The organism is Luteolibacter ambystomatis, from assembly GCF_018137965.1.
Taxonomy (GTDB): domain Bacteria; phylum Verrucomicrobiota; class Verrucomicrobiia; order Verrucomicrobiales; family Akkermansiaceae; genus Luteolibacter; species Luteolibacter ambystomatis.
The window spans coordinates 856,843-873,732 of record NZ_CP073100.1 but is presented as its reverse complement, the minus strand read 5'-3'; the positions used below and the strand labels follow the sequence as shown (position 1 = coordinate 873,732).

Annotated in this window: 9 protein-coding genes; all 9 read right to left on the bottom strand. The window is 53.7% G+C overall.

Annotated features, from left to right (window positions below; translation table 11 throughout):
* Positions 1-12: 12 nt before the first annotated feature.
* Positions 13-2,832: a DUF4962 domain-containing protein gene (locus tag KBB96_RS03345; RefSeq protein ID WP_211632240.1), complete on the bottom strand. Its 2,820-nt coding sequence runs from the start codon at positions 2,830-2,832 to the stop codon at positions 13-15.
* A gap of 197 nt (positions 2,833-3,029) precedes the next feature.
* Entirely contained in the window at positions 3,030-5,510 is a 2,481-nt protein-coding gene (locus tag KBB96_RS03340) for a DUF4962 domain-containing protein (RefSeq protein WP_211632238.1), read from the bottom strand.
* Positions 5,511-5,896: 386 nt separating this feature from the next.
* Positions 5,897-7,660 carry a sodium:solute symporter family protein gene (locus KBB96_RS03335; protein ID WP_211632236.1) on the bottom strand — a complete coding sequence of 588 codons (1,764 nt, stop codon included), beginning with the start codon at positions 7,658-7,660 and terminating at the stop codon, positions 5,897-5,899.
* A 54-nt stretch (positions 7,661-7,714) separates the two neighbouring features.
* Positions 7,715-8,776: a LacI family DNA-binding transcriptional regulator gene (locus KBB96_RS03330; protein WP_211632234.1), complete on the bottom strand. Its 1,062-nt coding sequence runs from the start codon at positions 8,774-8,776 to the stop codon at positions 7,715-7,717.
* Positions 8,777-9,069: 293 nt separating this feature from the next.
* Entirely contained in the window at positions 9,070-9,846 is a 777-nt protein-coding gene (locus KBB96_RS03325) for a hypothetical protein (RefSeq protein ID WP_211632232.1), read from the bottom strand.
* A 479-nt stretch (positions 9,847-10,325) separates the two neighbouring features.
* The gene (locus KBB96_RS03320) at positions 10,326-12,167 is read right to left on the bottom strand and encodes a glycosyltransferase family protein (RefSeq protein WP_211632230.1); all 1,842 of its coding nucleotides are present in this window, start codon (positions 12,165-12,167) and stop codon (positions 10,326-10,328) included.
* A gap of 179 nt (positions 12,168-12,346) precedes the next feature.
* A complete protein-coding gene (locus KBB96_RS03315) occupies positions 12,347-13,606 on the bottom strand; it encodes a hypothetical protein (protein ID WP_211632227.1) in 1,260 nt (419 codons plus the stop codon).
* Positions 13,607-15,391, bottom strand: coding sequence for a hypothetical protein (locus tag KBB96_RS03310; protein WP_211632224.1), 1,785 nt, complete (start codon positions 15,389-15,391; stop codon positions 13,607-13,609).
* Between the two features lie 107 nt (positions 15,392-15,498).
* Positions 15,499-16,860 (bottom strand): RHS repeat-associated core domain-containing protein, encoded by a 1,362-nt coding sequence (locus KBB96_RS03305; protein ID WP_211632221.1) that lies wholly within the window; start codon positions 16,858-16,860, stop codon positions 15,499-15,501.
* Positions 16,861-16,890 lie beyond the last annotated feature (30 nt).

The following is a 16,890-nucleotide window of genomic DNA, read 5'->3' as shown; positions in this document are numbered from 1 at the left end:
GATAAAATTTTTTCAAAATGGATTCCCAAATTTGAGGCAGTCGGGGAGTTCGTCGACCTTCTCCTGAAATACTTCTCCACCCGTTTCCGACTTCTCCCACAGCAACGTGCTGCCGGGCAGCTTTGCGTTCCGCTGTTGGCCGCCGAGTTCAATCCCGCGCGTGGCTTGGCCGGTGACGAGGGCACAGGTGGCTGTGGAGTCATGCACTTCCAGATAAGAAGGCTTGCTTGGATCAAGCTCCGCCGTGACGGAGTACTCGCCGATCTGCCATCGTGTCCTGCCAGCACCTTCCGGTACCAACCGGGCCGGAGAGGCAGCCAGGTCCTTGCCGGGGATGACATCGATCACCGTGAGGAATCTGGTCGCAGGCAGCCGGTCACGCGTCGTCATCGTCGCGTGCCAGTTCGGAGGGTTCTGCCCGTTGCGCTTGTTCTCCTCGTCCACGGCGTCGGCTCTGAACTTGTCCGTGAGCTCTCCTTTCATCGGTGACGCGCAGAACAACTGAGCGCTCCCCAGCGCGTGATCGTTCGCTGTCTTGAACCACGAATCGCCCAGTTGTTTCATCTCCATCCGGGAATGGAGTTGGAAGGTCCAGGTCACCGGTTTTGCTGCCTCCAGCTCGTCGTAGATCAGGACATGGCTGGGCCGGAGCATCACCATATGCCTGCGGAAGCGGGTCACGCCGGGATTGCCGAATCCGTTTGCCGCGGTAGCCTCCTCCCAGTTCCTTCGTTCCTCCACCTTGTTTCCTTTGAGATCGGGCTGGTAGGGAATGTCGAAATTGTGATGCTTCCCATTGTAAGCGTGGGAGGCGTCCCCCAATGCGTAGCTGATCCGGTTTCCCGTGGCGAACCGGGCGATCCACGCGTAGGCCCCCTGGTCGAATCCTTGCACGAGCCCATCCGCCATAATCGTGTTGTGCGACCGCGAGGACTTGTAGCTGTAGATATTGTGCAGACCTCCGCCATTGTAGTAGCCTGTCCGCCAGAATAGCTCCTGGCCGCCATACGCCACCGTGAAAGCGTTTTGTGCAGGATGGGTGTGTCCCTCGGAACCATACGGTCCAGCCCTGAAATTCAGCATCAGATTATCCCCGGCCTTGGCCAGGTCGGTATGCATGCATACGAGACCGATGTCGCCAAACTGTGCCGCCTTTTCCGAAGGCGGAACCGCCTTGCCCAGATCGGGCATGGGAAGGCGCTTCCATATCGAAAGCATGTCCCAGGCCTTCGCCCCCTTGTTCAAATCGGCGCTGAAGTACTTTTCCTCACGGCGGCCCACCGATTTGCATTGCCACAGGTTGGACAGGTTCGCGGGACACGCACGGGCAAGAAACTCGCTGAAATACTGCATGTCCGAACCGCCATCCACGCCCGAGTCCTCGAAGGAGATGCCCGGATTGCCGCTCGGATTCGAGAAGGTCATGTAGTTCCCGAAGTTCTGGAACCAGCGCTTGTTATTGAGAACATTGTATCCGGTCAGTTTGTAGATCAGCCAGGGAATATCCGTGAGCGGCTCATCATGCACCCCCAGATAGCCGTTTCCTTCGCTGCTGCCGCCATCCGTACGGCTGAATGCCGGAGCCCGGTATAGATAGACCTCGTAGGCATACTTCACCCAATCGTCGAGTTCCGGCTTGTAACGGCACAGGAGAATCGCGCTTCTGAACAAGCCGGGAAGATGGCCCTGCCAGGCATGATTATCATACAGCATGTGCTCGATGTTTTCGTGCGTGTCCGGGCTGTCGCTTCCATCATCGCAGATCGCGTTGTAGATGGCCTGGAAGTGCTTGATCCGGTCGGCTTTGGACAGTTCGTTGTAAAGGGTGTCCAATAAGATGATATCGGTCTCATTGACCAAGGTCTTCCCACCACCGGGCCTGTGCAAAACGAGTTCTCCGGGCACGGGTTTCTCCAGCTTGGCCCCGCCTGTCAGGAGATGGATGGCGAGGTTTTTGTATTTCTCCTCACCAGTCAGGAGATAGCCGCGCAGCAGGGAATTGATCCGCCTTGATTCCACCAAAGCCCGGGCGCTCGCCTGCTTCCTCTCCAGAAGCGAAGGCTTTTCCTTAGCTCCGCCCGGAGGTTGTTTGTCCGACACTTTCGCGACCTCGGAGCCTTTGGCATTCATTGTCTCAAAGGCCCGCTCGCAGTCCTTCCGGATTTGTTCCGCAAGCGAGGGTGCCGTTTCCGTGGGCAGCAGATGCCCGACCTCCTCCGGGAAACACGTAACGATCGGGCCTGCGTTCCGCTTTTTGACCGCAGCCAGAAACGCTTCCGGCGTTGGTGGAATCTCGTAAGTGTATTCCCGGCCCGAGATCCGGAACGAATAAATTTCCTTGTTCCATACCGGTTTGTCAGGTGTTTCCGCCCGCGCCAGTCCATACGTCCAGTACCACGTCCCCGGCTCCAGGCGACGGTATGGATTGTAGAATGACCATCGCTTCGGACCACTCTCCATCACTCCGCTTTGGAAGGACGAGTCCTGGGAAAGCTTGAAGTAAAAGCGCCGGTTCCACTTCTGCGCCTCCCTCTTGCTCCTACGCTCGGGATTGGTGCTCTCATTCCCATCCAGAATGGGGACGGCAACGTGAAGCCAAGGTGGATTTACATCGATGGTTCCCTGTGGCAATGGTCTCGGAATCCAAAGGGGAGTGATGGCTTCCCGATCGATCTTCAGCTCCACCGGACCCACCCGCATCACCCCCTCGGGCAGCTTCTCAACCGCTGGCGCAGAGTGATCCTGTCCGATGGCGACGGATGCGCACAACAAAACCCACACCGCGCACGCGCAGCACTTCAGGCTCAAAGGGAAACGAGTCGGATCTTTCATGGGTTTGGAAAATGGATGGATTGGGGAACAATTCGGTCTGAACAAGTAGCTTGGATTCTCAGATCAAACCCCGCTTCAAGCCGGAGGATCGGGAAACCGGCGATCATGCCGGTTTATTCGTCAACCAGCCCCACTCATGGGCCATGCGGGCAGGTCCCTCTCTCCAGCACAGCCGTCATGAGCGGGGCTGATGACAATCAGGGAGCGGTGGAGAGACCGGGAGGAAGTGAATCCTCACTCACCGTAGTGGTGCCGTTCTCCAAGAGAAGCGTCCCATGACCGGTCGGAGTAGCGACAGCTCGACCGTCTAGTTCGGCGGGCCAGGCGTTGACCTTGAGAGTCGCTCCTTCTCCTGAGATGGAAAGCGAGGGAGCCTTTGAAGTGTCCAACTCCGCATCAATCCGGACACCGGACACTTCGACATTCCCGTTCGCTGGAATGGCGACCGGAGACAGTGACTTCCCGCTATCGGCCATCCGCACCACCGTGAGAAATCGCATCTTGGACGATTTCCCTGCGGAGGTGTAGTTCAGGTGATACTGATTGGGCATCTTGCCATACTTCTTCTTGATGTCCACCGGGGGAGAGTGGAATTGGTCTGTTAGACCGTATTTCAAGGGACCGGAGCCCGCCACCGCGGCTCGCACCAGGCTGCTCCCGGTATCCAATGTCACCTGCCCGCCTTGATCGAGAGTCGGAGCCATGGGAGCATGCAACAGAAGGGCCCATTCATTCTCCTTCTCTGAATCGAGGACATCGTACACCACCAGCGTGTCCGGACGGACAAAGACCATGTGGCGTTCAAAAAGCTTGAGCTTCGCGTCGCCCTCTTCCTTTTCCGGATCCATGTCCGAGGATTTCATCATTCCGATGAACTGGCTGTCCGTGGTTTTCCGGTAGGCCATGGTGGCATCGCCACAGACATAGGAGATCTTCCTACCCTGCAACTGACGCTTGATCCACCCGTATCCTTCGTGACCGAAGGCCTGCCCGTGACCATTGATGAGGATCGTGTTGTGCGCGCGGGTGTGGCGGTAGGACGACATCGAGTGCGGATCGGCGAACGTGGTGTAGTACCCCGTCGAGTAGAACAAGGGCTCGCCCTTCCTCGATAGATTGAAGGCGTTCTGGTTCGCGTGCATGTGACCCTTCGCACCGAACGGCGACGAACGGAAATAGACGGCGGTATCGTGCGGCGCATCGAGCACGTTCGTGTGCATCGCGGCGAGCCCGACTCCCTCGAACACCTTCATTCCGGGAAGATTCGCAGGAGCGGGCACCACTGACGAATCCGGGCGGATGCCGTGGATGATCTGATACCAGGGTTCCACGTCCTGCTTGCCTTTCATGAGCTTGGACGACCAGAAAACCGCCTTGGGTTCGCCCGATTCCTTCGCGACGGTAAAGATCATCGAGGTGCCGATGCCACCATTTCCCACGCGGTCATGCATGTCACCGAATCCATCGATGCGCCCTCCAATCGGTGCGAAGTAGATGAAATAGTCAGCGAGATTCTGATACCAGGGCATCTCGAAAGGGTTGACGCCGCCGACCGCTTTCATCAGACGGGCCATGTCCACCACTGCGGTCTTGTTAACCCCGAAATAGCCCAACCCTTCCGACCATCCTCCGTCCTGTGTGGCGAGATTGGGAAATCTGGCGAGAAACAATTCATAAGTGTATTCCACCATCTTCCGGCTGGATTCCAGTTCATGAAAAGTCGCCACCCCGGCACAAAAATTGGCGGCGAGTTCGGCCTGCCAGAAGTGATTCTCCACCTGCCGCCCTTCGATATTTCCGGGCCACGCGGAAAGCTTCGACTTCAACTGCCGGTCGATCACCGCGAGAATTTTCGTCCGGACTCCCTCCGGAAGCTCCGCATGCATGCCGTCGTAGGCCCGGGACAATGAGGTCAGCACTCCCGATCCCAGCAGGTCGTCCGTGGGCCATCCGCTCACCACATCAATCCTTTTCAGAATCCCCTCCTTCATGGCGGGATCCCCACAGAGCAGATAGGCATCCACAAGCGAAGTCAGCGCCCCCGCCTCCTTTGAAGCCAATCCCGAGACCTCACGGTCTTTCGCCGGATCCCTGTCACTCACCGGCCCGGAGTAGATTGCCGCGGCAGCGATCTTTTTACCACGCTCGATGATGGTCGCCGCAAGCGGATGGGAAGCGGCGTTTTTCCTCACCGCAGCAAGACTGACTCCCTCTGTAACGGCGAAGGGATGCCTCCTCGGAATATTCGCCGCGAAATCCTGGAAGTCCGCCGAGTCGAAGACAGGAGTCCGTTCCCCGACCTGAAAAGTAAAGGGTCCTTTTACGGTGGAAGCCCCTCCCGATTTGATGGTGTAGCGCCAGAACCAGGTGCCGGGAGCCAGCTTCCGGTGCGGGTTGAAAAAGCACCAGATCTGCTCGGACGATTTCATCGTCGCATTGGCTGGGAATGAGGATTCTTTGGAGATCTCCACCGTATAGGAAGCATCCTTCTTTTCCCAATGTTTCACGGAAGCCCACTGCAGCGCGGGAGGGTTGATGGAGACACTTCCACCGGAAGGAAACGGCGAAACACGCCACTCTTCATAGAGCGCGGAAGGAAGCCGTGGTGCCGCCCATATAGGGGCCATGTTTCCTGAGAGGACCAGAAAACCGGCTACAAATGCGAGGGTGTGCTGCATGGTCTTCGACCGTAGTTGCTGCCAATTTCCAGAAAACCCACCATTTGGATTCGGAGGTTAAACCGTTAAACAAACCTCCGGGAATCAAGTTGCCGGTTTTCCACAGTCTTGTGTGCCATCCGTTCCCCGTGGACACGCGGCCGCTCTCGTCAACGGTTCAACCTCGGTTCCAATCGACCACTCCATGAGAATGGAGGTATGCAGGCTCTCTGTTGAATGCCTGCCGGTTGGCACGGATTGGAATTTTCCTGGGTAATATGCAATGATGTAACGAACGATGCCACCGCCGGGGCACCGGCGGTGGCATCGACAACATCGTTGTTGGATTGGCAGGAGTCCGGGGTGTCCTTCCTTCAACGGAAAAGCATGAAGCACCAGTGGAATTTCTACCTGGAAATTTTCCGCTTTGAGGCCACACGCCCGCACCAAAGCAATACCCCTCCTATACCTCCGATGCTGCCGCTGATGGCCAGCACGATCGCACGAGCCGTCCCGTCACCCATCGGGATAAGCAACAAAAGGAACAGCGCCGCCAGGACCAGGGAGGATCGCCCCACCATCCGGAATTGGATCAGGTCGCTTCCTTCTCCCACTTCCGCCCCGAAATCCACCGGACGTTTCATCCGCTCATAGAAGGCAGCGGTCTGTCGCCGCTCCTCTTCGGGCACCCGCTTCCAGAACAAACGGGAAACCAAAAAGCCCGCCACACCACCGGTAAAGACCATGGTACCAACCTGTGGGTAGGAAACATGCGTACCGCGGGTGATCATCAGCACCCAGACGACCAGCGAGGGTAGATAACCACCCGCCAGCGAGGAAAATATGGCCCATCGGGGGACCTTGCGTACGAACAGGAACAGCATAAGGGGGATTATCTGCGGGCCGATCAACTGTGCGATGATCCGCTGCATCACATCAAAGATGGAGGAACCCTCGATCCGGGTATAGATCATCGCGAATCCCATCACCATCATCCCGATGCCGATGGTTGCGATCCTTCCCACGACCATCTCATTGCCCGCCTGGGCCGGTGACATCCCAAGCAGCTTGCGATGGGCGGGCAACAAATTGCGGACGACAAGTCCCGCCGTGCGATTCAAACTGGTGTCCAATGTGCCGATCGCAGCCGCAAAAATAACCACGGAGAGCAATGCCGAAGCCCCCTTCGGCAGAACCTCCCGGCTTGCTACGGCGTAGGCATACTCTGCCGCCTTCTCCGGCAACGGATGCATGGCCAACACCTGCGGTTCCAGAAATACGCGGGCGAAAATCGGCGGAACGAAAAAAACCACGAGGCCGATGCTCATCAGGACGCACGCGAGCCATGCCGCTTTCCTCGCCTCCCTGCCGTCCTTCGCCGAGAAGTAACGTACCCCTTGGAACAAACTGGACTGATTGAAAATCTGGAAAACAAACGTCACCGCCATCCAGGTCAAACCGTAGCCGGAAGTCCAATCTGATTGATTGGCCGGGGCCGTCTTGATGAACGACAAGTCACCTGCCGCGGGCGACTGATGAACAGCGGCAAAGAATCCACCAATTCCACCGGTTCGTTGGAAACAAAGTACCGTGATAGTGATGGTGACGGAGATCAGCACCAGGCTTTGAGCGAAATCGTTGGCGGCAGAAGCCCAACTGCCTCCAATGGAGGAGTAGATAACCACAGCGCTCCCAACAGCCACAATGATGGCAGCCTCGGACCAACCGGGCGTCAATGGCCTTAAAAACGTGGCCAGCGTGTAAAGGCCGGCCCCCGCCCACACAAGATTGTTGATGACAAGGAGATGCGACACAAGCTGTTCGGCGGATTTCCCGAACCGTTCCCGGATAACCTCCGCATAGGTAATCGCCCGCATCTGCCGGTACCAAGGCCCTAGTAGCAGTGCCGCGCCCAGAAATCCGCCGACATTGGCGAGATAAATCACCATCGGAGTCCAGCCACTTTTGAAGATCCCCGCAGCATTCCCCACGAAGGTATAGGCGCTGATACCGCTCACGAACATGCTGGTTCCCATCATCCACCATGAGCCTTGGGCTCCGGCGCGGAAGTAGTCGCTGGAGTTCCTGACCAACCTGCTGAAGGTCAGGCCGACCACCACGAGAAAAGCGAGGTAGATGCCGATGACACAGAGATCGATATGAGCGCACATTGCCTGCCAATGGATGCACGGTTCCGGTAACGTGCGATAGATCGAAAGGCCCGATCAACCGGGCTCTTCCTCTGCCAGTCCTGTTCCGCGCCGCGCTTCAATCGACGTCCCCGGGCACCAGATTGGAGGAATCAAGATGACCTGCGGCGTCTCCGGACTTCCAATCTCATTGTAGTAGATGAGTTGTGAGAGCCTTTCGACCGCGACAGCTCCAAGCATATGGGGATTTTGATTGGTTCCAGCAATCTTCATCTCCTTGTCCGGCCCGGCCAGTGAAACCAGACCGACGTCTCCCGGCACATTGAGTCCAGCCTGGTGCAATGCCCTGAGCACTTTCAGATCCGAGCTGATGATGACATCAGGCCGGTGACGGTTGAACCACAGCATCAGGTTCGACTCCCTGATTTCATCACACTCCAGAGCGGGGATCATTTCGTGAACACCTCTCCGGAACTCGTGGCCATAAAACCCGGAACTCCAGAGCCGCCGCGTCCTCACATCGCTGCGGGCGTTGAGCAACAGACCTGGCCGGCTGTAGCCCGATCGAATGACCTGTTTGAGAGCCAGCAGGATGGCGGCATATTGATCCGGACACACCCGGTGCAGTTGCGGACGATGCATCGAGTAACCGATTGCGATCGCAGAAAACAAATTCCAATCGATGCTCAGATGACCGGCCGCTATCGGAAGAGGCGGAACAATGATCCCGCGGATGCCGCGGGCGGAGAGAATCTCCGAAACTCTTTTGGCGGTCATTCCTTTCTCTCCTAGGAAAAAGCTGTCCAGCCGGAAGCCGAGCTCATCAGCCCTGCTGGTCATGCCTTCCAGAATGACGCGGTGAAAAGGATGCGAACCAACATGCTTCTCCTCGTGCGCATACACAGCAGCCAAGGGCACCGCCTCCGCCGTCATGCGCGACCGGTGCAGCGTGGTCATGAGGGCGGACACCATCGGATGGCGCCGATAACCCAGACGGAGCGCGGCTTCATGAACCTTCTCCTTGGTCGACTCGGAAATCCGGGGATGGTTCCGCAAAGCAAGGGATACGGTCGTGGGGGTAACACCACAGAAATCCGCGAGATCTTTCAAGGTGACGTATTTTTGAGGCTCACTCATTTGCGTGAAGAAAAACGTGATCCGCGGCTCACCCTTCGACTATGCAGCCGAATCCGGACAACCCACAAGCATTTAGCCATTGAGCAATCACAGGCCATCCACCTCATCATTTTTCCTCCCAGCCAAGGAACATCCGGCATGGATCATGCAATCCGCGAACCGCCCCAAAGTGAACGCTCCGGATCTCATGAGATGGCAGTCCGCTGTGATTTGATCGAAGAAACGGCATGCCCCGCTGTATCCGAAAGGTCGCTGGCATCCCTTCCCTGATCCAGCTCCTGACGAACGCATCTTCATTCAACGGATCGCCTTCCGAGCACCACGGTTTGGAGGAAACCTGAACGGGTTCCGTTGCTGGGGCGGAAGAATTCCGCATCGCTCTTCAGGACAATCATCTGCACCTGCTCCTCCTCCGGCACGCGCACGATGCTGTTCTCCCGCATCTTCCACTCGCCCTCGTTCTGGTAGGCCAGCTCGTAGACGATGTTGTGGTTCTTCGGATCGGAGACCTGGCCGTTGCTTCCCACGGCAGCCACCGGCGAGGCCGGGGTGATGAGCAAGTCCGGATTGACCACGCCCTCATTGCCGCTGATCAGCCAGCGCAGCAGGGAGGGCGACGGGGTTTTGGTATAGGCCTCGAGTTCGGGATTGATAGTGGTGCTGTTCTTCCAGACCCCGGTCCAATAGCGGGTGCCGGACTGGATCAGGCTAAGGCCTTTCGGAAGACCGATGAGCGAGGAGTTGTTCTGCGGCGGGGTTCCATTGGCGAGGGTCTCGCCCTCGAGGGTGCCGCCCATGTCCGCGGTCGCGGTCACCCGTTGGTCCGATCCGGCCTGCTTCTGAAGCTCGCCCAAGGCCAGCATCAACGCCAGACGGGCGTTGTTGCGGGCGGCGGCCATGGCCGTGCCCGACGCGCACTGGCGCAGCGTGATCGTGGAGAGAGAAAGAAGGCCGAGGGCCAGAGTCGCCAACAACAACAACATCATCAGCGTGATGATGAGCGAGAAGCCGCTCTCCTCTTGAAATGCACCACGCAAAGCATGAGAGGATGAATGACATTCTGTTTTCATGTGTGCATCAGGTTGCGAATGGAAACTCTGCGCATGATTGCTCGGCGAACCTCTTGATCCGCCTACTCAAAAATGATCAAATATAGCCAACAAACCACTTTGATCCCAAAGACATTAAAGATGTAAACCAGTAATAAAAATGAGAAATTACTTTTAAAAATAGGTCGGTTTGATCGTAAACCCCTCTGGTGAATCACACGAACACCAATAGACCGATAAATGTTCAATTATCGCCATCAAAACCCAAGATTCGAACTGTAAAAATCCGCCTGAAAACCAAGCCAGTTCGTGCTCCCGGATCAATCAATGGTGGTGGGCGATGGAGTTTCCGCCCGGACAGGTCCGGCTTTCAGGCCAACGGCGCTCAATACCGCTTCAGATGATCCGGCCCGTCTCCGCCGTAGTGACACCACCGCAAGTTGCCCGGGATCGGTATTTCCCCTCTCTGCGCCGCCTGTTCCCGTGGCTGAACATCCCGGCTATTTCCAGCCGGATACAGCCAGCAGGCCGGAGGACTCCTGATGCCGTTCGAGCTTCGAGAAACCCGCTGACTCCATCATGCTCTCCAGAAGACGCTGATCGTAGAAGAACGCCGCACTACGCAGCCAGTGGTTGATGACAGGCGCGGGTGCGTAAATCGACGCCATGGGCAAATGCCTATCGATGTACTCCCGGATCCACACTTGCATCTCCTCGTCCGATTCATCCATCAGCCGTCCTACCAAGCCCAGATCGAACGTCACGATGGTGAGTCTTCCCCCGGGTTCGAGGGCACGCCAACAATCCTGCGCCAGTTTCAAAGCGACATCCGTCCCAAGCTTCTCCCACATTCCTTCCACGACGATCCAACTCTCGGATCCATCCGGAATACAAAGCCTGCAGGATAATCCGGATGTGGATGCGGCAATCTGCCTCAGGTACACCTTCCCATCGGCAGGAATCACCCCAAGCATCGAACCACTCAGGATGGATGCCAGAATGGTTTTCTCGGTATCCCGTCGGGAATTCCTGCCCACAGCCGCCAGACGCGACAGATCATCCTCCGATCCACCACCGAAATTCACCACCCGGACCTCCTTTCCCAAACAACGTTTCACGTAATAGACGAAAATCAGCTCCGGAGAAGGATCATCGTATCCATAATCGCGCTGGAAATCGTGAAACGCCTTCCGGGGAATATGGGAGATGTTGTCCGTCACTTCCGCAACCTCATCCCGTCTCGCCCCACTGATGAACAACCCGTTGTTCATGGGCGCGCCATCCTCCAGCGGGCGCGTGAACATCACGCGGGCATCCACCAGATGATCCGTCCGATGAGGCCGCCATCCATCCAAGCAGTGCAGGCTCGTCTTGCGGCCTGTAAACTCCCGATTCACTCCGATCCGATGGGGACTTCCTCCATCCCCAAAGCGCACAACGAAGGGGTGTCGGTCGATCTCCTCCCCTTGTCGTTCGCCCCGATCGGGCGGAGCGGTTCCCACAACCAGGAATTCCTCCACCCACTGGAACGTCAGGGAATTTTTCTCCGATGAGCGGATGGAGGCACGCGCCATTTCCAATACCGGAGGAAATTCCGGACTGGAAATCGCCGTCATGAGCGCGGGATGCTCTGACACCTGCTCCAAAGGACACACGCCGGGAGGCAGACGGTGCGGACGGCGGATCTGGGTCAGATGTACCCACAGAGGTTTTGGAAACCTCGGCCCCCTCTTTCCCTCCGCTCTCAATATTTCATAGTCCCGTGTATGCGTGAAGAAGGGCTTTCTGGAGAAGCTCATCATCTCGGTATCAAAATCCCAGCCATTGAACGGTCTGGCTGGATCTCCCATCGGAGAACCGTCCTCATCCAGGAACAGATTGATTCCGAACGGGAAATAATCGACGCCCTCTCGGGTTGAGCGCTCCAGCATCTCCTTGAGAACACCGTTGAAGTAGATCTGGTCCGCATCGACTTTCAGGAACCGCTCGGTCTCAATATGCATCAGGCCATAGTTGCAATAATTTGCCAACGTATGGAGCGCGTCAGGCTTCTTCCATCCCACCGGGTAATGAGGTGGATACACAAACCAAGGATAGGAAATGACGCGGATTCTCTCCCCCGCCAGAGAAGGGATCAATCCACCGCCGATGCGATCCAGCAATTCCTCCGAGTGATCGTCGCAAGGCTGATGAATGATTAGGATCTCATCAAAAACACCGCGGATACTCTCCAAGCAAGCCAGCAAAGTGTGCCGGTCATTATAATATCGAATAAAAGCCGAAATTCCTAATCTTCGTGGTCTTTCTTCGATATTTTTATGATCAGCCACATAATTATCCATAATCAATCGTGAATTCCGAAATATGTTTTTCGCCAACAAGAGAATGAGAATCTGCCTCAACGATTAATAAAAGCAAACTGGCTGGAAATAAAGCGAGAAACATCCATAAGAACCCGGTTCCCCCAAGCGATCGAGAATCGGTCAACCATTCAATCGAAAAGACACGTTCCTCCGGGTTTTCACTTTCCCCAATTTAGATATGACCCAGCACGTGAGCCACTAACCCCTTCTCTTACCTTCCTTTTTTGATCCTCACTCAGGAAATTCCACTCCCCACTGTCAACCAACCAATTATACGTTTCATGCGGACAGAGATCCACCCCCTTTGATATGAGAGTATCGAGACAACCATCACGAATTCCCCCCATAGGCATTTTTTCGATTATTTCCGATGCACTGTCGAAATTTTCAGAACTTCCCATAACTGATATCAGATTTGACTCCGCATTTTGCAAGATCGGGCCAGTTAAATTCTCCTCTGCAGATCGATAGAGTGTTTCAAAATCTCCTCCCACTGCAGGGTGCATCGCCATGAAAATCATACTAGCCTTCTCTTCTTGGCTGTTTAGGTTGGAAATTAAGAAATCAAAATCGGCAGTAGATTGTTTTATGCTCTTGCTAACAAGAACGCCCAGCGCAGCTTTTTTCCCTTGATCGTCATTAATGTCGTTAGCCCAGGCGACACCTTTTTTAATATCGCTTTCAGCAAAAAATTTCGCTACCCCCTTGATGGCTGAAATATGCTGTTGACCACTCTTCAGATTACTCAAATTCTGAATAGCAGTCTCAATGTTCTTGCTCCCGATATTCTGGAAAATATTTATCAATATACTATTATCGACTGCTTGACCGGATCGCTTGAACCATTCCAAAGCTTCTTCCGGATTTGATTTCACCAATGACGAAGACAGTTGAGCTGAAAGCCAGGTTTTATTTGGACCATCAGGAAGCTTTTCAACCGCAGCTATCGCTGCCGCCGGATCGATTTGAGCCCATCCGTCAAATAGGCCCTGCGCCACCAGATCTTTTGTTCTAGGAATCGGCGATTCCAATAGATAAGAAAGGATAGAATAAGGGTCTTCTTGCCCCGCTACACAGATGTCCAAATACAGGGTTTCCTCAAAACAGTATTCCCCAGGATCGAGAGACCTGATCTGCTCTAGGAAGTCATTCCGCGCCGCCACTCCCGCCACGATGGAAGGAAGGCCTTTCAAATAGACCTCGTATTTGGCGCTTATTTCACCACTCCCAGAAGCATTTTCACCGGAGGACCTGTGGGCCGAAGGGAATCGTATCGCACGATTGGTATATTTGTGGCTCGATATCCCATTTGAACTGGCAGTATCGTGAGACGCATCAAAGATCAAAACCATCCAGCAACCTACAGCGTAGCCCGCTGCTGCCACAGCAATCAATCCAATATTTCGATATATCCTCATTTATTGATTTTTTTGAGGCTTGGAATCCAGTTCGCCTTGCCAATCAGCCGCCGCTACAGGATCGACTTTTTCCAAGTAATTCACCATATTCCTGATGGCCACCTGTCTAGCTTCACCGTATGGAAGAGCTTTTATCCAAGTGCTAGCTGACATGCTATCTTGCTCTACCCAATTTTTAGATATTTGCTCGATAGCGGCATCGTGAAGTTGGCCTGCTCCCAGATTGTCAGCCCACGCCGCTGCCGCTGCTGGATCTTTTAAAGACCACTGCAAGGTGGCAATTTGGAAATCTTGCAAATTTTTAGCATTTATATAGTCCTCTTGGGAAAAGGATTGCAGAAAAGTTTCCGGGCTTTTTCTGATAAAATCAGATACCGTCCGCTCTGCGAGAGTTTCAGTCAATGAAGAATCCGAAGTCAGATGCTCCTTAGTCCATAGAGCAGCTTTTTGGGGATCATCTTGAAACCACTGGGAAAGAACGTCGCCCGCGAAGTTTTGCTGGCTGGCACCAGGTATATTCTGCGTTGCAAACTCAAGAATACTTTGAGGATCCACCCTTCCCGCTTTTGCCAAAGCTTGCTGGAGTATCTTGTTAGATACGACTCCTTGATTTTTTTGCGCCCATTCTACCAAGGATTTGGGGTCGCTGGCTCCTTTGGCCTGAAGAGCTAGAGCTTGGAGCTCCGGAGACAGACCTTGGATGGCTTCTTTCTCTGAAAGAACCTCCGGATGGTATTTGAGGATTTTCGAATAGGCCATGCTCGGATCACTGGCCAACAATTGGTTTAGCATTACCTCCTCTACTTTTTGCCGATCCACAGCAGAAGCGACGGAGCTCATCACCAAATCAAAATTCTCGTCAGCTTTGTAAGCAAGAAGCGGCCCGATATTAGATTTTAATATCTCGGACCGTTCATTTTCCTTCAAATAGGAACCCGATTCTTTCAACAGAGAAATTGCCGCCTCGGGATCAATGGACAAACCCTCTTGGAAAGCGGTTCCTACAAGCGATTTACGCATGTCCTTATCTTGAATGGAACTAGCAAAGTTAATGGAGTCCAATATATTTGTCCTTGCAATACCACGCACCATTCCTTGAAGTGCATTTTCTCGCATTTTAGGATCACTGATCAAATCTAGGGAACTCAAGCATTTGGAGCGATCCGTTATCGACATATTGAAAAATATCTGATACGATGGGTCCAAACTAGTGAAATTGGCTATATTTGAAATACTGGCCCCACTTTTATTCATAATCTCCAAAGCTTTGGAGGGGGCCTTCTCACAAAAAGCTGTGAACAACAGGGCTTCTGCTTCCTGTTTAAACGCGCCATTTCTTTGGCTACTCACCTCAGAAATAGCACGCTCAGGTTCCAACTTTACCCAAACATTAAACAGGGTCTCTTTGGCACCTTGTGGAATCCGTCGCCAATCACCCTTAAAATAATCGAATACTTTTTGAGGATCCTGTGCGGCGGCTTGTGCAATTAGCGCTGTTCCCATTGCCCGATCGACTCGAGAGGAACTGGCATTGAAACGAGAAAATTGGAGCAGAGCTTTTTCGACACCATCAATCTTATTAAGATCACCCAGATATCTTGCCAAGTCCGACGATGAAGCAAAATCGGAGGATTTTTCCGACTTTTCCCGTCTTTTATTTTTTGGAATTTGCGAACTCGAAACAGCATCAATGGAGCCATGCTTCTTCGACACTTGCAAGGGGAATACCATTCCAAGACCAATGGAAACAAAGAACAGAATGGCATATAGACGACCGTGATTCATGCGCGATATGATGAATGCATAACGTCAAGCAACTAAACATAAGAGAACCACCTCGAATATCAAGGTGATTCTCAATAATATGACGCCGCCTAGGGAGTATTAATTTTTTACTCCAACGTAAAACCATATTTTATGCCCGCGTTTTTATCCGAATAAAACTCTTTCGTGGATGCCATGTAGTCACCATAAACGATATATGCCTTCCATGTAGTTTTTCCCGATGTTGGCCAATCGCGTCGAGGAAAATCCCTAACAGTAGGGCTACCCGGTGGTGTTCCTGCATAGAACGGGCAAGTAGTGCTGTTATTGTTATCAAGATATTCAGAATTCGCAACTGCATTCGCCGTAGGTCCTGCGACATTGGATAAAATCGTCTGGATAGATTCCCACTGACCGTTGGCTAGCCCGAAAGTTTCCACGGTTTCTATGTTGACTCCCGCATTGCTGGCACCGCCATCCGCCTTGAAGGCGCTATCACCGGAGGTCTTCAAAACTACAGTATCACTTGCTCTATCGAGAGTAGATAGTTTCATCAGAAGCTTGTTAGCAGGCAGTACTGTGGGATTGTACTTCGTATCGATGACATTTTTCGTATCGTTCCGATTTTCGTGAGCTACGGCGTTCATCGCGGTATCGACCTTGCTTCCTCCCGGTTGGGTAAATGTGCTGGGGCTAGGAGTTTGAGTTGTAAAACTGATCAGCCCGTCTGCGTCAATTCGTGAAATCGGATCACCGCATGCATAGATATTATTATTTGCACCATCTGGATACCCAGATGGATCGGGCATATTCCACTTTGCAATACTAGATGAATATAGACGGTGCTTGAACACGTATGAGTCTAGTTCAGCAATGTAGGCTTTGCCAGTGTACCGTCCACTCTCGAAGCCGTCACCATAAGCACTGCCATCAAATTGCGTGGTGCCGCTCGACAAAGTGTTTCCTAAATAATCGGAAATGACGACCTCACCTCCATCGATAAGGAGAGGGACGCCTCCAGAGATATGTCCTTCATTCGTAAAAACATGGCTTCCATCCATCGCCAAGGAATATCCATCCCACGCATAATTGGTCGAGTCTCCACCCGTAATTTTCCCTACAAGCTGGCCTTCCGAATTATAAAATAATTTCGAAATGAGCCCCGACGAATTCAATTCCAACACCTTTCCGGCATAGCCGGTGGTTTGGAACCGAATTTTTTCGCCGGTGGCGTTCACTACGTTTTGTAGACAACCAGCAGTATCATGAAAATAGGCTTCCTCCCTACCGTCTTTGTTCGTGGAGATAAGCTGGTTGGAAGCGTCATACGACATCCGTGTCACGGCTCCGTTGATGGTTTTTTCCACCATATTACCCGAAGCATCATAGACATATTTTTCTGAGGTATTGGCGGACGCAGCCCCGGCCAATCCCAACACGCACGCCACGATGGCATGCTTGGTAGTTTTGTTTTTCGAATTGGTTGTCATTTTTTGGTTCTATTTGGCAAAGAGACTCAA